Annotated in this window: 13 protein-coding genes; 2 read left to right on the top strand and 11 right to left on the bottom strand. The window is 35.4% G+C overall.

The genetic code is table 11. From position 1 onward, the window contains the following. Positions 1-459: 459 nt before the first annotated feature. The 11 genes from B0A80_RS04205 to truA form a co-directional block, all read right to left on the bottom strand. On the bottom strand, positions 460-951 hold the full coding sequence (locus B0A80_RS04205; protein WP_089076528.1) for a TPM domain-containing protein: 492 nt from the start codon (positions 949-951) through the stop codon (positions 460-462). 149 nt (positions 952-1,100) lie between these two features. Beyond that, the gene (locus B0A80_RS04200; RefSeq protein ID WP_089076527.1) at positions 1,101-1,847 is read right to left on the bottom strand and encodes a DUF2314 domain-containing protein; all 747 of its coding nucleotides are present in this window, start codon (positions 1,845-1,847) and stop codon (positions 1,101-1,103) included. Positions 1,848-1,950: 103 nt separating this feature from the next. Next, positions 1,951-2,910 carry a DUF6620 family protein gene (locus tag B0A80_RS04195; RefSeq protein WP_070907211.1) on the bottom strand — a complete coding sequence of 320 codons (960 nt, stop codon included), beginning with the start codon at positions 2,908-2,910 and terminating at the stop codon, positions 1,951-1,953. Positions 2,911-2,937: 27 nt separating this feature from the next. Continuing rightward, on the bottom strand, positions 2,938-3,870 hold the full coding sequence (locus tag B0A80_RS04190) for a hypothetical protein (RefSeq protein WP_070907210.1): 933 nt from the start codon (positions 3,868-3,870) through the stop codon (positions 2,938-2,940). Positions 3,871-3,882: 12 nt separating this feature from the next. Then, entirely contained in the window at positions 3,883-4,125 is a 243-nt protein-coding gene (locus tag B0A80_RS04185; protein ID WP_089076526.1) for an Rcat domain-containing protein, read from the bottom strand. Further along, positions 4,125-5,078, bottom strand: coding sequence for an SPFH domain-containing protein (locus tag B0A80_RS04180; RefSeq protein ID WP_089076525.1), 954 nt, complete (start codon positions 5,076-5,078; stop codon positions 4,125-4,127). Before B0A80_RS04180 ends, B0A80_RS04185 begins: the two co-directional genes overlap by 1 nt. Before the next feature lie 357 nt (positions 5,079-5,435). Continuing rightward, complete coding sequence (gene lpdA / locus B0A80_RS04175) at positions 5,436-6,824, bottom strand: dihydrolipoyl dehydrogenase (protein WP_070907207.1); 1,389 nt, start codon at positions 6,822-6,824, stop codon at positions 5,436-5,438. A gap of 312 nt (positions 6,825-7,136) precedes the next feature. Beyond that, positions 7,137-12,980 carry a T9SS type A sorting domain-containing protein gene (locus tag B0A80_RS04170; protein WP_089076524.1) on the bottom strand — a complete coding sequence of 1,948 codons (5,844 nt, stop codon included), beginning with the start codon at positions 12,978-12,980 and terminating at the stop codon, positions 7,137-7,139. A 214-nt stretch (positions 12,981-13,194) separates the two neighbouring features. Beyond that, on the bottom strand, positions 13,195-13,779 hold the full coding sequence (locus tag B0A80_RS04165; RefSeq protein ID WP_089076547.1) for an NUMOD4 domain-containing protein: 585 nt from the start codon (positions 13,777-13,779) through the stop codon (positions 13,195-13,197). A 143-nt stretch (positions 13,780-13,922) separates the two neighbouring features. Further along, positions 13,923-15,677 carry an ABC transporter ATP-binding protein gene (locus B0A80_RS04160; protein WP_089076523.1) on the bottom strand — a complete coding sequence of 585 codons (1,755 nt, stop codon included), beginning with the start codon at positions 15,675-15,677 and terminating at the stop codon, positions 13,923-13,925. Between the two features lie 91 nt (positions 15,678-15,768). Then, the gene (gene truA, locus B0A80_RS04155) at positions 15,769-16,503 is read right to left on the bottom strand and encodes a tRNA pseudouridine(38-40) synthase TruA (protein WP_089076522.1); all 735 of its coding nucleotides are present in this window, start codon (positions 16,501-16,503) and stop codon (positions 15,769-15,771) included. A 506-nt stretch (positions 16,504-17,009) separates the two neighbouring features. Between truA and B0A80_RS04150 the strand changes: the two genes are divergently transcribed. Beyond that, complete coding sequence (locus tag B0A80_RS04150; RefSeq protein WP_089076521.1) at positions 17,010-18,926, top strand: SPFH domain-containing protein; 1,917 nt, start codon at positions 17,010-17,012, stop codon at positions 18,924-18,926. A 215-nt stretch (positions 18,927-19,141) separates the two neighbouring features. Then, entirely contained in the window at positions 19,142-19,636 is a 495-nt protein-coding gene (locus tag B0A80_RS04145) for a metallophosphoesterase family protein (protein WP_017496025.1), read from the top strand. Position 19,637 lies beyond the last annotated feature (1 nt).

Below are 19,637 nucleotides of genomic sequence, written 5' to 3'. Positions count from 1 at the left end.
TTTGTACCGTCTTTTTTTGAAGGAAAATAGTGCTTTGAAATGTATTTGATTGAAGAGTTTTATTCGCAAAATCATTCCTTGTGAACAGTAATTATCAATTTGTTTTTCCTTTGTTCTACATTTACCATCAGTCCTGCCATGATGCCAAGACGATCAAGCCATTTGCCTTCAAGTATTATTTGTGGAATCGTTATGGTTTTTCTGTAAGCCCGTGCTTGATGCTTTCTATGAATTTTCAGTCGTCTTAAATTCTTCATTTTCCTTGTATCTGTATGTTTTTTTAATGAATATCCAGTAGAATACAAATGTCTTTTGATTTATGGAGAATGTTGTCATATTATAAATTGACAATCCATAATTTTATAGAAACGAGTACAAAAAAAAAATCCGGCTTGGTTTCACAAGTCGGATTTACTATTTTTTTCTGATGAAAGCAGTAATCAATAAAGAGCACTTTTTTTATTCCAGTTTTTTAATAAGCTGAATAGAACCTTCCTGTAAGGCTTTATAATAATCGCCTTTTTTTAGTTCCGGAAGTACATAAGCTGATACGATGTCTTTAATTTCCTGATCGCTCATTTTTGGACGCAGTTTGTTAACACCCTGAATCTGAATTTGTCTCAATTGCTTGCTTAAAACGATTAAAATAGAGGAGTCTATTTTTAGTTTAGAAACCAGATACTGTTCAAGGTCTGAAGAATAATCGGTAAGATTAGTGTATGGTGCTATTGAAGAGAGGGTTACAATAGTAATTTTAGTTTTAGTTTTAGTTTCACCGGCTTTCAAAAAGTCGCTCAGATTTTTAGTTTGGCTTGAAGTAAGGATTTTTTCAAAATCATTTACATAATTAGTAGATTTTGCAAAAACATCAGGCGTTTCGGTTTTGGTTTGCGCAATAACCATTGCAGGTAAAAGAAGAGCGAATGTTACTACGAGCACTATTTTTTTCATGGCAGATTTGTTTTGGGTGCCGCAAAATTAATGCTTTATTATTAAAAAAAGGTCTCTTAATGGTTACTATAAATTAATATTTATTTTCATAGAAATTTCAAAAAAAAAGTCCGATTTGTATCAGCAAATCGGACTTTAGATACTAAAAACTACAACAAAGGAATTAAATGTTCCCAGTTGAGTTGTTTTGCAAAGTCAAGGGCGGTCTTGCCATTGTTGGTCTTAACTTTTGTGTCTGCTCCCGATTCCAGTAAAACTTCCACAGAGGTTTTATTTCCTGCAATGGTTTCGCGATGTAAAAAAGTATAACCGAGCTCATCTGTCGCGCTAAGTTCTTCGGGATTATTTTTGACAAAATCAATAAGGCTTTCTTTCATGTTTTTGCTCATTGGGTGTTCTATGAGGTTTTCCGGTTTTTCTTTTTGATCCGAAACAACCAGAATATCGTTGTAATCTCCAAATTCTAAGCCCCAGGCATTGTCATGATCTTCTCTTTCCTCTTCACTCATTTCTGAACGCATCGCATGTATAGTAAAGGCTCCGTAGGTTTTACCCTGAGACGCATATAGCCAATCGCTTATTTGATTTACGGGAATTTGTACTTCGTCGCCATTATTGACATTGGTTAAATCGTTAGGCTGATTTACTAAGATGCCATAAATGGTATCACCGTCAAAATTGATATCGTTAATCCACATGTGTTCGACGATAGTTTCACCATCAATTTCCTGAGTAAAGGCTAGTTTTACGCAGGCAACGTCAAGTCCCGGAACAATTCGGCGGTATTCCCACGATAATTCTCTCCAAAAATATTTAAAGGTTTCCTGTGCTTTTTGATAGGCTTCGATCATTTTTGGATTTTCTCCGTCAGCAAAGAAGGTAGGTGTGTTTTCCATTAGGTATTATTTTATAGCTTTTAAAGAATTTTAAGAAATTTTAAAACGAATAAAAAACCGATTTGTTTTGCAAATCGGTTTTTTTATCATCAAAAAAGTCAATTTAGAAATTTACATCGTCTGCAATGTTTCCACCTTGTTCTGCGGCAAATTTAGCGGCATACTCTTTTTGTTTTTCCTGTTGGTAATTGAAGAACTCGTTAATGTCTTCAGAGTTCCAGTTTTGATTTTGCTCCGTCATCCATTGCATGGCAACAGATTGGAAATCTGCCAGATTGATTCCGAAGTTTTCCAGGATCCACTGAGCACCATCAATTCCGTACTCGTAAGCGGCCTGTCTGGCTCCGGCAAGTTCTTCGTAGAAGTAACGATCCGTTCTGATTCTTTCAAGGTTAGCGGCTCCTTCCTCCGAAGTTTCGGCTTTCAGATTTTCTAATTGTGGTACGGTTACATTTTCGGCATAATATTGGCCAAATAAAGTAGTAACTGTAAACGAAGTATCTTCGCCCATGCGCTGAGGCCAGATCGTATTTAGCTCTTCCCAAACTGCCGGTTCAAACCCCATCGCTTTGCACACTTCAAGATAATCTATTCCGGCGCTTATTTTAAGACACATTGCAGTATAGGTTCTTAAATCTACTCCGTGTACGGGCTCTAGAAAAGGATTATTGTCCTCTACTTTTACAAATCCTGAAACCTGAACTCCACTGTATTTTAAAGAATTGGCGTGCTCAAAACGAATCATTTGGTCTGAATCGCAGTTGTTCCATTCCGTATATACTTCTCTTCTGTAATTAAAATAGATATTTTGAACGTCTTTTTCGTCAAGATTTTCTCCACTTGCGCGTTCGTCGGCGATCCATGCTTCAGATCTGGCAGCTACTTCATTGTCGAAATCCTCTACAGAATAATGTGTGCCGTGTAAGGTTTCGGGATCATATTCTGTTTCCTGATAGTTATCTTCATAATCATTTTCATAATTATTGTTTGAAGTTTGAGCTTCATAATTTTGATTTTCCTGTTTGTTGTCTCCGGTTAAGGCTCCAAAAAGTTTTTTAAACATTTTTCTGCTTGTTTAAGGGTTAATAAACTATAAATATTGTAATTGGTTTTGATACATTTTTTCATTGTGTTCTTTCAAATCGGGAGTGATTTTATTCCATTCGTCATACATGGCACGCAAATAGATCTGATGCAGTTTTGGGGCATTTTTAATCACAAACTGTCTTTGTTCTTCAAGTTCCTCCATTTTTGCCAGAATTTGACTCAGTACTTTTTTATCAGATTCGTGAATTTTACTCAAACTTAATTCATGACGCTGATGGTACAATTCACGTTCTTTGTTATTTTCGATTTCAAAAGCTTCGTACAGATGCGCTGTTCTTTGCTCTGCCAGACCTCTGGCGATATTTTGCAGATTTCTGGCCTGTGTGCTGGGAGCGAACGTATTTTGAGTATTGCAATACGGACACTGGATATAAGTTTCGATTAAAAAGATTTTTTCGATCTCAATATTTCCTCCACATTGTGTGCAGTTGAATTTATTTTTGATTGCTTCAAATTCGTCGAGTATTTTTTGGTACTCAATTTCAAGATCACGCTCCTGTGTTTTTTCGATTTGTTTTCTCCAATATTCGTATTGATCTTCAAAATCATTATGACGATCTGAACAGACATTTCTGAAATTTGATACTAAATTGTAATGTTTGCTTAAAACGGAAATCTGAGAATTGTAATGATTGTAAACGTCGATAATTTTTTCTTCGTAAGTATGTCTCGCTTTTTCTCTGATATTTGATAATTGACCATTTACACCTGAATATACTCTGTGAAAAGTTCGTTTGTATAAATCATCATCACTTTGAAGAATCTCTTTCAATTCCGGAATTGCAGCAGTTGCAAATTCTTCCAGTTTGGCTTCCAGTTTTTCTAAAAAGTTAAACCATCTTTCCTGTGACTGCTGAAGCTCCGAATACCATTCCGGAAGAGCTTCGTCTTTTTGTTTATTAAATAATCCGAACATTACTTTATAGGTTTAAATTGAATTGTCTTCTTTTTTAAGGTAAACGCCATCTGTGAGGTTAACACTCAAAAACTCAAATCCGCAGTAGGCACAATGCGTTAATCCGTCTTGTTTGGCTCTTCCTGCGCCACAATTTGGACAGTCTTTGGCATTCATTTTGGCTTCGGTCATTTCTGTTTCTCCGCCATAATTCGTTTGTTTTTGTGCATTTTCTTTAAGCCTGCTCAAAAATGAATTTACTTTTTTCTCTTCCATTACAACTGACTTAATAATTCTGTTTTCTTCGATTTAAATTCCTCTTCATCAATTAAACCGGCATCAAACAAAGATTTTAGTTTTTGAAGTTTTGAGGTCAGATCGTCTTTTATTTCTTCTTTTGAAGTCTCTTTATTCTGCTGTAGTTGATTTAAAAGAATCCCCATGCTTAAGGCATTTTGAGTTGCCTCGTGAAGTGCTGTTCCCTTATCGCCGATGGCAGTTGCAGTATTGAATTTGGTAAATTTATCCATATCGGTTACCATATTCATGTTGGTGATTTTGTCGTAATGTGCTGTTACTTCTTCCGGTAAGGTTACGCTGGTAATAACGAACTGAGTCAGCTCAATTCCGAATTGCTCGAAATAAGGTTTAAGATAGGGCTCTATTTTTTTGCCCAGTTGCGTTATGTTTCCGGCAATATCCGTAACAGTTATGTTTTCGTTTGCTAAAACTTCACCAAATTTTGGAGCGACAAAATCTCGTAATTGATTTTGCAGTTCAAAAATGGTCAGCTGGCTGTAAGTTCCGGCATATTGACGAAAGAATTTGGCAACATCGGCGATTTTAAGATCAAAACTACCAAAAGCACGTATCCTGATTTGTCCAAATTGAGGATCGTTCAGAAGAATTGGGGCAGGAGTTCCCCATTTATTATTGATAAACTGATGCGTATTGAAAAAATAAACATCCACTTTAAATGGACTTTCGAAACCGTATTTCCAGCCTTTTAGTTTGCTTAAAACCGGGATGTTTTCGGTAGATAAGGTGTAAAGCCCAGGAGAGAAAACATCAGCGAGATGCCCTTCATTTAAAAGCATAACGTGCTGACTTTCCCGAACGGTTAGTTTTGCGCCGTTTTTGATTTCTTTGTCTTCATCATAAAATTTCCACATCAGTAAATTTGGGTCACTTGTTGTGGCTTCAATTATTTCTATAAAAGGTAGCTTCATGAATTCTTATTTATAAGGAATAAAAATAAGAATTATAAGACGACTACAATGTTTTTCTGTGTCAAGTTTTTAACAATTTTTCGTTTGTTAAAGTTTTAAAACATAGGATGACATACTTTACAGATAAGCCTCTTGTAGATTCTTAAAGTTTTGAAAACCTTGCAGGAGAACTTGGTTATACTGAAAACAATTTAGCGTGAAGGATGGGAGCGGCATCCTTTTATGGCGGGGTTCGCCATAAAAGATACAGCGGACAGCCTGACCCCGGAGGGACACGCCATAAAAAAATCCGACTTGCTTTCACAAATCGGATTCTTTTAAATTGAAAATTATAGACAACCGTAAAACGGTATATTTTTACAAGTGAATTACTTCGCCGTAAGCATCAGCAACAGCTTCCATAACAGCCTCGCTCATGGTTGGGTGAGGGTGGATAGATTTAAGAATTTCATGACCTGTAGTTTCAAGTTTACGGGCTACAACTGCTTCTGCAATCATATCGGTAACACCTGCACCAATCATGTGGCATCCTAACCATTCTCCGTATTTAGCATCGAAAATTACTTTTACGAATCCGTCTGGAGTTCCGGCAGCTTTTGCTTTTCCTGAAGCTGAGAATGGGAATTTACCAATTTTTAACTCGTATCCTTTTTCTTTTGCTTGTTTCTCCGTTAAACCTACAGAAGCGATTTCTGGAGTTGCATAAGTACAACCCGGAACGTTTCCGTAATCAATTGGGTCTACGTGTAAACCTGCAATTTTTTCTACACAGTTAATTCCTTCAGCAGAAGCTACGTGAGCCAAAGCTTGTCCCGGAGTAACGTCTCCAATTGCATAATATCCAGGAATATTAGTTGCGTTGTAAGCGTTTACTAAGATTTTATCTCTGTCAACAGCGATTCCAACTTCTTCTAAACCGATGTTTTCAATGTTAGTTTTAATTCCAACTGCCGAAAGTACGATGTCAGCTTCAAGAACTTCTTCACCTTTTGCAGTTTTAACAAATGCTTTAACTCCTGCACCTGTTGTATCAATACGTTCAACAGATGAGTTAGTCATTACTTTAATTCCTGCTTTTTTCAAAGATCTTTCGAACTGTTTTGAGATGTCTTCATCTTCTACAGGAACTACATTTGGCATAAATTCTACAATAGTAACTTCTGTTCCCATTGAGTTGTAGAAGTGAGCGAACTCAACTCCAATTGCTCCTGAACCTACAATAATCATAGATTTTGGCTGAGTTGGTAAGGTCATTGCCTGACGGTAACCAATTACTTTTACGCCGTCTTGTGGTAAGTTTGGTAACTCACGAGAGCGAGCACCGGTTGCGATGATAATATGATCAGCGCTATATTCAGTAACTTTATTGTCTTTGTCTGTAACGTCAAGTTTTTTACCTGGTTTTAGCTTTCCAAAACCTTCAATAACGTCAATTTTGTTTTTTTTCATTAAGAATTGAACTCCTTTGCTCATTCCTTCAGCAACACCACGGCTACGTTGAACCACTGCAGGGAAATCTTTGTCAAACTCGGAAACTTTCAATCCATAGTCAGAAGCATGTTTTAGATAATCAAAAACCTGAGCTGATTTTAATAGTGCTTTTGTTGGGATACATCCCCAGTTTAAACATACACCACCTAAGTTTTCCTTTTCAACTACAGCTACTTTAAAGCCTAATTGTGAGGCTCTGATTGCTGTTACATATCCACCGGGACCACTTCCTAAAACAATAACGTCGTATTTCATTTTTTTGGTTTTTAGTATTTATTACCGAAAATGAAGTTTAATTCCGAAACTCATTTATCGATTTATTCTTTTGTTATTTGTGCTTGCGAATTTAAGGATTTATTTTAAAAAATACTTTAAAATTTCTTTTCACCCTTGCCGAATTTGATCTTTTCACACAGATATTGAGAAAAGTTATAGAAAAGAATAAAGTTTAATTGGTATTTTATTTTTTTTTAATAACAAAGTAGAGAAAGATGGATCATTAATTTGTAATAAAAAAAAACACATTTTATTTTTTAAAATGTGTTTTTTAGTGAAATAGGCGAATACTTATTTAATGATGATTTTTTTAACGGTATGTGCTTCAGGGTTTTCGATGAAGATGTAGTAAACTCCTTGGGCTATTCCTTTTAAATCGATGTAATTTTCCTGAGTATCTCCTTTTAAGGATACTACTTTTACAAGTTTACCCAAACTGTCATAGATCGTTGCTTTTGTTACTGAAACATTTGTAATGTATAATTCGCCATGAGATGGATTTGGATAAATATTGATGTTGTTAAAAACCTGCTCATTTGTTTCTAAAGTACGGCAAGTTGCTGAGTATTTTGCGATTTCATCTTTTGCATCTGTCCAGGTAGCAGTTGAGAAAGAAGGATTGTCAACTTTTATACAAGTTAATTGAGTATTGTTTTTTAAATTTAAGTTGACTAAAATACCGTTGTTGCCACTTTGTAAATTCAAATCGGTTAGAAGGTTATTAGAACAGTTTACTTCTGTCAGATTAGTGTTTTTTGATAAATCAAGACTTGACAGCTGATTGTTCGAACAGTTAAGATTTGTTAGCAAAGTATTGTTCGACACATCTAAAGTTGTTAGTCTGCTAGAGGTTGAAGTCGATTTTTTTAGAATAATTTGTATTCCATTACAATAAAATTCTTTTAGTAATTTATTTTTAGAAACATTAACACTAGTCAGTGGATTGTTTGAGACGTCCAGATAGTTTAACTGAGTGTTATTCGACATGTCAACTGTAGTAATTAAATTTCCTTTACAGATAAATTTCTCTAAAGCGGTGAAGTTTTCAATTCCTTTTAAATCCGAGATGTTTGAATTTGAAATGTCCAGAACTTTAATATTAGCAATACTGGAGGTGGCAACTTTTCCATTTTTTCCGTCAGTGTCAATACCTGCAGCAATAAGAAAATCTTCAAAATTAGAATCTGTTATCAAAGTACTATTGTTGCAATCTTCGCTAAATTTTGCCTTTGGATCTTTTCTTGTTGACCATTTCTCGTTTGAATAATAAGCATCATCAACCTGAATACAAGTTAAATCAGGGTTGTTTCTAAAATCTATTCTATATAAAATAAAATTAGGATCAGAGCCTGGAAATGGATCAAACCTATAATTATTACCATTTTTTAGGTTTAGATTTACCAGTTTGTTGGATTCACATTCAAGCGACCTTAGATTTTTGTTATTAGAAACATCCAGGTTCGTGAGCAGGTTGTTAGCACAATCGAATGTGCCAAGCTTAGTGTTTGCAGAAACATCTAAAACTGTTAATTTATTATTGTCACAGTAAAGGAAGTTTAAATCTATATTTTTTGAAACATTAAGATTGGTGATTAAGTTCGAATTACAGTCAAATGAACTTAGTAACGGATTGTTTGAAATGTCTATACTTGTTATCTTATTTTGGTAGACTAACAATCTTGTCAATGCGGTATTTTTGGAAACGTCTATTGATGTTAGCTGATTTGTATTGCATATTAAAGATGTCAAAGCGGTATTGTTTGAAACATCTAGGACATCATATTTATTGTTTCCAGCCCATAGTTCAGTTAATTTTGTATTTAAGCTGATGTTTAAGTTAGAAATTTGATTTGAGGTACAAGTTAATGATGTCAATTTGGTGTTTTGCGACACATCCAGATTAGAAACTAAATTATAACCAAGATCTAATTTAGTTAAGGCTTTATTGTTCGAAACATTAAGGTTTGTTAATTTATTTGATGAACATTGTAAAGTGGTTAAGTTTGTATTAGCACTTACATCTAAAGTGCTCAGTTTATTGTAATAACAATTTAAATCAACTAAAGCAGTATTTTTCGATACATCTAAAGTTGTTATAAGATAATTATTGCTACAGTCCAATGTAGTTAAATGGATATTTTTTGTAACATCCAGCGCTTTTAAAGTATAATTTGCTTGACATTTTAATGATGTCAAAGAGGTAAAGTCTTCCAGACCGGTCAAATCTGTAATGTTGCTTAGAGAGACATCTAAAGACGTTACGGTTTTAACACTGGAGGTTAATACTCTTCCGTCTGGAGTTCCTGAATCAATTCCCAGCTGAATCAGTTTCTTTTCGAAATTACTGTCAGGAATAAGCGTGTACAGGACAGTCTGACATTCATTTGAGTAATTGGCAGAAGCATCTTTAGCAGCAGACCAGTTTGCTGTAGAATTTACGGCATTATCAACCTGTATACAAGTTAAATAGGGGTTTTCCTTAAAGTCTATGCTTTGCGCTGCAATCAATTGGTTGCGACCGTTTTTTAGATTTAAACTTGTTAAAGTCGAATTGTTACAAAATAGCCCAACCATTACCGGATTAGAGGAAATATCCAGTGCCGTAAGTTTTGTATAATGAGCGCTTAGGTAACGTAAAGTTGGAATCTTGGAAATATCAAGCTGTGTAATGTGATTATTGCTAATGTTAAGATTATCCAATTTTGTGTTTTTAGAAACATTAATTGCGGTCAATTTATTAACGTTACAGCTTAAAGAAATTAGCAATGGATTATTGGTAACATCCAGATTTGTAATTTTGTTGAATGAGACATCGAGAACAGTCAGTTTTGTATTTTTAGAAACATCAATAGTGGTCAATTTTCCATTTCCACCTGTATCCATGTGTCCAAAATTTCCATGACAAATTAACCATTGTAGTGCTGTAAAATCTTGTATTCCGGTGAGATCAGTAATGGTTGCATTGGTTCCTAAATCTAATTTTGTTACCGAAGAAACGTTTGAAGTCAGTACTTTTCCGTCCGGGACACCTGAATCAATTCCCAGGGAAATAAGAGCATTTTCGAAATTGCTGTCAGGAATAAGAGTATATGGACCAGTCTGACATTCATTTGAGTAATTGGCAGAAGCATCTTTAGCTGCAGACCAATTTGCAGTAGAATTTACGGCATTATCAACCTGAATACAAGTTAAGTTAGGGTTTTCTTTAAAGTTTATGCTTTGCGCTGCAATCAATTGGTTTTGTCCATTTTTTAGATTTAAACTTGTTAAAGTCGAATTGTTACAAAATAGCCCAACCATTACCGGATTAGAGGAAATATCCAGTGCCGTAAGTTTTGTGTAATCAGCGCTTAGGTAACGTAAAGTTGGAATTTTCGAAATATCAAGCTGGGTAATATAATTATTGCTGATGTCAAGATTATCCAGTTTTATATTTTGAGAAACGTCAATTTTTGTTAGTTTATTTACGCTGCATTTTAGTGAAATCAGTAAGGGATTCTTGGACACATCTAAAGCTGTAATTTTATTGTATGAGATATCAAGAGCAATTAGTTTTGTATTTTTAGTAACGTCAATAGTAGTCAGTTTTCCATTTCCGCCTGTGTCCATATGCCCAAAATTTCCATGACAAATTAACCGTTGAAGCGCTGTAAAATCTTGAATTCCGGTTAGATCAGTAATGGTTGCATTGGTTCCTAAATCTAATTTTGTCACCGAAGAAACGTTTGAAGTCAGTACTTTTCCGTCCGGAACACCTGAATCAATTCCTAAGGAAATAAGAGCACTTTCGAAATTGCTGTCAGGAATAAGGGTGTATGGACCTGTCTGGCATTGGTTCGAGTAAATGGCAGAAGCATCTTTGGCAGCAGACCAGTTTGCAGTAGAAAATGCTGCATCATCAACCTGTATACAAGTTAAATTTGGATTTCCTGTAAAGGTTATGCTCTGAGGTACAATTAATTGGTTTTTACCATTTCTTAGATTTAAACTTGTCAAATCCGAACTTCTACAAAATAATCCAACCAATGCCGGATTAGAGGAAAGATCTAATGTGGTAAGTTTAGTAGATTCGGCAGTCAGAAAACGTAAAGTTGGAATTTTTGAGACATCAAGCGTAGTAATTTGATTACTGCCTACATCAAGATCATCAAGTTTTGTGTTTTGAGAAACATCAATTGCTGTTAATTTATTTACACTACATCTTAAGGAACGCAGTAATGGGTTATGCGTTACATCTAAATTGGTAAGTTGATTAAAAGAGCATTCAAGAATCGTTAGATTTGTATTCTTGGAGACGTCAAGTGTTTTTAGTTTTCCGTTTCCGCCATCGCCTGCACGACCTGTATTTCCTTGGCAAACCAGCCACTCAAGTGCTTTGAAATCTTGTATTCCGGTCAGATCTGTAATAGTTGTATTGATTCCTAAATCTAATTTCGTGACAGAAGAAACTTTTGAAGTCAGGATTTTTCCATCCGGAACTCCTGCATCGATTCCTAAAGTTATAAGTGCATTTTCAAAGTTGCTGTCGGGAATCAATGTAAATGAATCATTTACACATTCGGTTGAATAATTTGTGGCGGCATCTTTGGCAGCAGACCAGTTTGTAGTAGCATTTACGGCATTGTCGACCTGAATACAGTTTAAATTTGGGTTTCCCTTGAAGTTTATGTCTTGTGCTGCAATTAATTGGTTATTTCCATTTTTTAAGTTTAAACTTCTTAAATCCGAATTGTTACAAAATAATCCAACCATATTCGGATTAGATGAAATATCCAGATAGGTAAGTTTTGTGTCATCGGCACTTAGGTAGCGTAAAGTTGGGATTTTTGAAAGATCAAGTTGTATAATTTGATTACTGCTTATGTCAAGATTATTCAGTTTTACATTTTTGGAAACGTCAATTTTTGTTAGTTTATTGACGTTGCAATTTAACGAAACCAGTAAGGGATTATTGGTGACATCTAAATTTATAAGCTGGTTATAGGAGCAATCCAGAGTAGTCAGGTTTACGTTTTTAGAAATATCAAGAATTTTTAATTTTCCGTTCCCACCGTTGATTACCTCACCTGTATTTCCATGACAAATTAGAGTTTGAAGTGCTGTAAAGTCTTGTATTCCGGTTAAATCTTCAATAGTTGTATTAACTCCTAAATCTAGTGTTGTTACTGAAGAAATGTTTGAAGTTAGTACTTTTCTATCAGGGGTTCCCGAATCAATTCCTAAAGCAATAAGAGTATTTTCAAAATTACTATCAGGTATGAAAGTATAAAGAGGACAGTCGACAGAGTAACTTGCTGCAAGATCTTTTACATCTTGCCAGTTTGTATTAGAAAATAAAGTATTGTCGACTTGTATGCATGCTAATTGAGGATTACGTAGAAAACTTAAATTATTAGTATTTAAGAGTTGATTGTTGCCATTCTTTAGGTTTAGATTTATAAGCTCATTTGAATTCAAATTAACGTTTCGGAGTTTGTTTTGTCTAGTAACATCTAAAGAAGTTATTCGATTGTTTTCGCAATATAAATCGACTAAGAGTGTATTTTTAGAAAGATCAAGACTTTTGAGTCTATTATTGTTGCAAACAAGATTAACAAGAACGTTATTGTTGGTAAGGTTTAAAGTATATAATACGTTATCTGAGCAATAAAGCCCCTGAAGATTAAAATTTTTAGTAATATTTAAAGAAGTTAGCTTGTTTTTAGAACAATATAATTGAGTTAAATATTCGTTTTTAGATATATCCAAATAATTTATTAAATTGGATTGACAGTCCAAATTTCTCAAAAGAGGATTTTGTTTAAAATCTAAACTTTGTATTTTATTGGAATGACAAATCAAAGTAGAAAGTTTGCGACTTAGAGAAAGGTCTAATCCGGTCAATTCATTGTTGGAACAATTCAAAGTCTCAAGATTAATAAAAGCATGAAGTCCTCTAAGACTTTTAATAGAACTGGAACTCACATCTAAAGAAGTAACAGATGAAATGTTTGAAGTTAGTACCTTTCCATCGAGAACGGTATCTAATCCGAGAGAGATTAATTTCTGTTCAAAATTTTGGTCAGGAATTAAAGTGGTTTGTGCAAAAGCAGATAGACTGAGTAAACACAGTAAGATAAGTAGTTTTTTCTTCATAAAATTATCTTTGAATTTGGTATGCAAGTTTACAATTAATAAAAGTATTAATCCTATTATTCTGCCTTTTTTGACTCTGCTTTTTAATGTTTTGGCGTGAAATTATTTTAAACACTTAAAAATGAGAGGTTTGTTTGTTGGTGTTGGTGCAAAAAAAAGGAGCTCTTTTTAAGAAGCTCCGGATAATGATAATAATAGAATGATTTTGTATGTATTAGACCTTTACATGGCCCCAATTTTCACCGGTGGCGATACGTCTGATTTGCATTTCGCTAACACCAAATTGTTTGGCAATCATTTTCAGACGTGTTTTTTGTTCCGGACGTGCGAGGATTTTTTTGATTAACATGACTTTGGTAGTCGTTAACTTTCTTCCGTCGGCTTTTAAATTGTGCTCGATCAGATTCTTTTTTGCCTGAATCACATGTGGACTTTTGCGGCTGTGCGCCATCATTTCGGCTTTTGTTGCCCAGCATAAATTTTTTACATCGTCGTTGCTGCGGTTGTAATCCAGATGGAGTACATAGGTTTGTTCTTCTGATTCTTTCGGAATGAAATAATGAGCGACTAATTTGTACAGAAAGAGGTATTTGTTGACAATTTTGTCACCATCTTTAACCTTAAATCTAAAAGTAGGATAACCATCGCTTAAACCGCCTTTTAGAATACGTCCGTTTTGAATTTCATCTGTAAAACTAATGAGTCGGCCTTTGTTTGAAATAGCATATTTAAGTTGTAATGAGGCGTTTATTTCTATTTCTTTGAATTCTTCGTTTGGATAAAATCTGTTTTGTGGCATTTTCTTTTGCATTTGAATTTTGTCTCTCAAAGATAAATAATTCAAAAAAAAAGAGTGCTATCCTAAAGACTGTGAATCAGTAGATTTATGATTCTTATAACGCTATTTTAACTTTTTTAAGAACTTTTTTAGCATTTTGAAATCTAGTTCGCTACAGCAAATTGAGAGTCGTACAGGTTTTTATAATATCCGTCGGTTTTAAGGAGCAATTCCTGGTGCGTTCCTTGTTCTACGATCAGACCTTTATCCATCACAACGATTTTGTCGGCATTTACAATCGTAGCCAATCGGTGTGCGATGATGATCGAAGTTCTTCCTTTGGTAATCGTTTCGGTAGCGCGCTGAATGAGTTCTTCCGAATAGGTGTCTATTGAAGACGTTGCTTCATCCAGAATTAAAATACTCGGATTACTGACATATGATCTTAAAAAAGCAATTAACTGACGCTGTCCGGATGAAAGCATAACCCCTCGTTCTTTTACATCAAAATCATAATTATCCGGCAGACTCATGATGAAATCGTGCACGCCAATTTTCTTAGCGGCCTCTAAAACCTGATCACGACTAATTTCGGGATTGTGTAAAGTGATATTGTTATAAATCGTATCGGCAAACAAAAAAACATCCTGCAAAACCACGGCAATTTGTTTTCGAAGCGAGGCCAGAGTATAATTTTCGATATTATGGCCGTCAATGCAAATGGTGCCGCTGTTAATTTCGTAAAAACGATTCAGTAAATTGATAATGGTAGATTTTCCTGCTCCGGTTGAACCTACAATAGCGACAGTTTGACCTGAAGCGACAGATAAATCAATTCCTTTTATGACTTCTTCTTCCGGAATATAACTGAAACGCACATCTTTAAATTCAATGCTTCCTTCAAAAATTGGAGCTTCAATTGTTCCGGTATCCTGAATATGATCCTGAGTATCGATGATATCAAAAACACGATTGGCGGCAATCATCCCTAATTGCATCTCGTTGAATTTATCTGCAATCTGTCGTAAGGGATTGAACAGCATTCCGATAAACATCGTATAGGAAAACAAATCTCCGAAAGTTGTAAAATGATCTCCGTTCAGGATTTTGAATCCACCATAAACGACCACTACCCCTAAGGTAATAGAAGAGATAATATCGGCAATAGGGAAAAATATCGAGTTGTATAAAATAGTTTTAATCCAGGCAACTCTGTGTTTGTTATTGATTTCTTTAAAATTATCAGCTTCAATTTGTTCGCGATTGAAAAGCTGTACGATTTTCATTCCTGTAACACGTTCCTGTACGAAAGAGTTCATATTGGCAATCTGCGTGCGGACTTCTTCGAAAGCGACTTGCATTTTACGTTGGAATATTCGGGTTATGTAAACCAAAATCGGCATGGCAACGACTACGATCCATGTTAATTTCCAGTTCATGTAAAACATGAAAATAAGGACTACAAGCATTTTCATTAAATCACTAATGATCATAAAAAGGCCCTGGCTAAAAATTCGGGCAATCGATTCAATATCTGAAACAGATCTAGTAACCAATTGTCCCACCGGAACCAGGTCAAAGTACTTCATTCTGAAGCTTAGTATGTGTTTAAAAAGTTTGGTACGAATGTCTTTTACGATATCCTGTCCAAGCCAGTTGGCCCAATAGACAAAATAGAACTGAGAGAAAACTTCCATTAAAAGAACCGCTCCCATTAACATGATATAAAGTAGTAAACCTTCTTTGTCGTAAGTCTTGATATAGCCGTCGACCGTTTGTTTTAGCAAATAGGGGCGAAGAGCTGCAAAAATAGAAAGAGATACAGCAAAAATAATAACGCCGTAGTAGCGCCATTTATAAGGTTTGGTATATTTTAAGATTCGTTTGAATAATCCGGTATCAAATGCTTTTGCTTTCATTTATTTTTTTTAATGCTTTAAGCTATAAGCTTTAGGCAATAGGCTTTCACTTCGTGGTTAAAGCCTATTGCTTACGGCTTAAAGCGTACAGCTATAAGTAATCGTAATCAATTTCGGTTAAATACAATCCGTGTGCCGGCACCGAAAATCCGGCTTTTTCTCTGCTTTTGCTGGCGATGATCGTTTCAAAATCAGTTAGGGAAATTTTATGCAAGCCAATATTTACTAGTGTTCCAACAATTGAGCGAACCATATTTCTAAGAAAACGATTGGCCGAGATGGTAAAAATAAGCTTATGGGTTTCTTGTTTCCAATACGCCTCAAAAACCGTGCAATCAAAAGTATTGACATCTGTATTTACTTTGGAAAAGCATTGGAAGTCGGTATGGTTCAGTAGAATTTTTGCAGCTTCATTCATCAGATCTACATCTAATTTTTGATTGAAATACCAGCTCAATTCTTGTAAAAAAGGGCTTTTAACCGTGTTGATATGGTATTCGTAAGTTCTTTTAGTAGCATCAAATCGGCAATGAGCGTCATCGTGAACCAGAAGAATATTAAAAATAGCAATGTCTTTGGGTAAATAGGAGTTGAGTTTGTGTATTAAATTTGAAATATCCAGTGGAGTTTGAATATCAAAATGTCCGTACATCTCTTCCGCATGAACTCCGGTATCTGTTCTTCCGGCACCCATAACGCTTATAGGAGTGTTCAATAAAATGGAAAGTGCTTTGTTTAAAGTTTCCTGAACAGAAGAGGCATTGGGCTGAAATTGCCAGCCATGATAATTAGTTCCGTTATAAGCAAATTGAATAAAATATCTCAAGGTAAAGGTGCAAAGGTTTTTTTTAAAGGACAAAGGCTCTAAGGTACAAAGGTACAAAGGTACAAAGGTTTTTTAAAAAAAGATGTTAAGGTTCTGAGATACTAAGATGCTAAGATTCTAAGGAACTAAGTTTTTTGTTTGATAGGTTCAAAGGAGCAATGGGGAGAAGTTTCTTTGTTAAATAAGAATAATTGAAAGAATCTTAGAATAACTTAGTCTCATAAGTGTCTTAGCCTCTCAGAACCTTAGCTTCTTATTCCCTTAAAAAAAACCTCCGCTCCTTTGTAGCTATGCGCCTCTGGACCTATGAAGAAATTGTTAAAACCCAAAATACCAACCGCAGTTAACAGACTTAAAAATCGTGTCAGAAATTGACAATTCTAACGATGGAGAAGAAATCGAATTTTAAGTTTTTTAAGTAAAAATTAATAAGAGTTAAATTTTAAAATTTTTCATTTTAACAGGAAGTATTTCTCCTATGTTTGTAATACTAAAATATTAAAACTATGAATGAAATTACTTCTTATTGGTGGATAATTTTAATCTTATTTGCCATTGTTTTTTACAAATTTATTTTGCGTGTATTTTTCGGAATGGTTATGGTTCCGGAAAATAAAATTGGTTTGGTAACCAAGAAATTTGTTTTGTTCGGAGCTGATAAATCGCTTCCCGACGGGCGTATTATTGCTACAAAAGGTGAAGCCGGTTATCAGGCGCAAACACTTGCTCCGGGTTTGTACTGGGGAATGTGGATCTGGCAATATTCAATTGATATGACCGGATTTACGGTTATTCCGGAAGGTAAAATTGGATTGGTTTTAAGTAAAGACGGGCAGGAGATTCCAACCGGAAGAATCCTGGCAAGAAGAGTGGACAGTGATAATTTTCAGGACGCTACTTCTTTTTTGAACAATGGCGGACAAAAAGGACGTCAGACCGCATTTATTACAACAGGATCGTATCGTATTAATACCTTTTTGTTTGAAATTATAATTGCAGATCAGATCAAGATTTATGAGAATATGATTGGTATTGTGACCGCTCTTGACGGAGAGCCTATTCCGCAGGGACAAATCGCCGGGAAGTTTGTCGAAGGACATAATAACTTTCAGGACTTCGATCAATTTTTAGACAAAGGAGGAAATCGTGGTCTGCAGCCTCAGGTAATGTTGGCAGGATCGTACTACATTAACACGTGGGGAATCTTAATCGAACAAAACCCGATGACGGATGTACCAATCGGATATGTTGGTGTGGTGATTTCTTATATTGGAGAAGACGGTCAGGATGTTACGGGTGATACTTTTAAACATGGAAATATTGTTTCAAAAGGACAGCGAGGTGTTTGGATGGAGCCTTTTGGACCGGGGAAATATGCCCTGAACAAATACACGACCAAACTGGAGCCCGTGCCAACAACTAATTTAGTTTTAAACTGGGCAAATGCTCGTAGTGAATCGCATGATTTAGATAAAAACCTGTCTACTATTACAGTTCGTTCGAAAGACGGTTTTCCTTTTAATCTTGACGTAGCGCAGATTATCCACGTACCGGCAAATGAAGCCCCAAAAGTAATTGCGCGTTTTGGAAGCATGAACAATCTGGTTTCTCAGGTTTTAGAGCCTACAATTGGTAACTATTTCAGAAACTCCGCTCAGGACAGTGATGTAATTTCTTTCTTAAGTACCAGAAAAGAACGTCAGGAATCTGCTAAGAATCACATAAAATTAGTACTTGACGAGTATAATGTTAATGCTGTTGATACATTGATTGGAGATATTGTTCCGCCGGATTCGCTGATGAAAACCTTAACGGACAGGAAGTTGGCTGAAGAAGAACAAAAAACATATCAAACCCAAAGAATGGCTCAGGAACAGCGTCAGGGAATGGAAAAAGAAACGGCAATTGCAGATATGCAGAAAGAGATTGTGCGCGCTTCGCAAAGTGTTGAAATTGCACAACGTACTGCCGACGCGACCGTTAAGAAAGCAGAAGGTGACGCTACCAGTTTAAAACTGAATGTGAACGCTGAAGCCGAAGCAACTAAAATGCGGGCAAATGCTGAGGCAGAAGCAACGAAAGCAAGAGCAGGTGCACAGGCGGAAGCGACCAAATTGAATGCAAGTGCCGAGGCAGAGCGTATCTCAAAAACCGGTTTGGCCGAAGCAGAGAAAATTATGGCTGTTGGTAAATCGACAGCAGAATCATACCAATTGCAAGTTAGTGCGATGGGTGGGGATAATTTTACCAGATACAAAGTCACCGAAGAAATTGGTAAAGGAAATATCAAAGTAATTCCAGATGTACTAATCTCCGGAAATGGCGGCTCTGATGGTTCTATTAGTGGTTTACTTGGGTTGAAACTCATGGAAATGATGGATACCAAAGATTTAAAAGAAACAAAATCACCCAAAAAAGGATAATAAGTTATAGTCCTGAAAGGTGAGTGTGTTTTTTACTGGAACACATAATATCTAATAAATCCGATTCGTTTTTTTACGAGTCGGATTTTTTTTTTATTGTAAAATGTAAAGAAACTTAGAACCTTAACACCTTAGTATCTTAGTTCCTCAGCACCTTAGCACCTTTTAAAAAAAAACCTTTGTATCTTTGCTCCTTTGAACCTTTGTACCTTTGAATGAAAAAAATTCTCTTGCTTTCGGATACCCACAGTCATATTGATGATACTATTTTAAAATATGTAGCTCAGGCCGATGAAGTCTGGCATGCTGGAGATATTGGTGATCTGAATGTTACGGATACGATCAAAAAGTTAAAGCCTCTGCGATGTGTATATGGTAATATTGACGATGCACAGGCGAGATTAGAATTTCCTTTGCACAATCGCTTTTTATGTGAGGATGTTTCCGTTTGGATTACACATATTGGCGGATATCCGGGAAAGTATAATCCCAATATAAGAGAAGAGATGGCGTCGGATCCGCCTAAATTATTTATCTGTGGACATTCACATATACTGAAAGTTATGTTCGATAAAAAGAATAATCTGCTGCATATGAATCCCGGAGCGGCAGGGAAAAGTGGATTTCATCAGGTGAGAACAATGTTACGATTTGTAATTGACGGTGATAAAATAAAGGATCTGGAAATAGTTGAAATTGGTAAAAAGTAAA

It is taken from the genome of Flavobacterium tructae (assembly GCF_002217475.1).
Lineage (GTDB): Bacteria > Bacteroidota > Bacteroidia > Flavobacteriales > Flavobacteriaceae > Flavobacterium > Flavobacterium tructae.
This window is presented reverse-complemented; position numbering and strand designations above follow the sequence as displayed.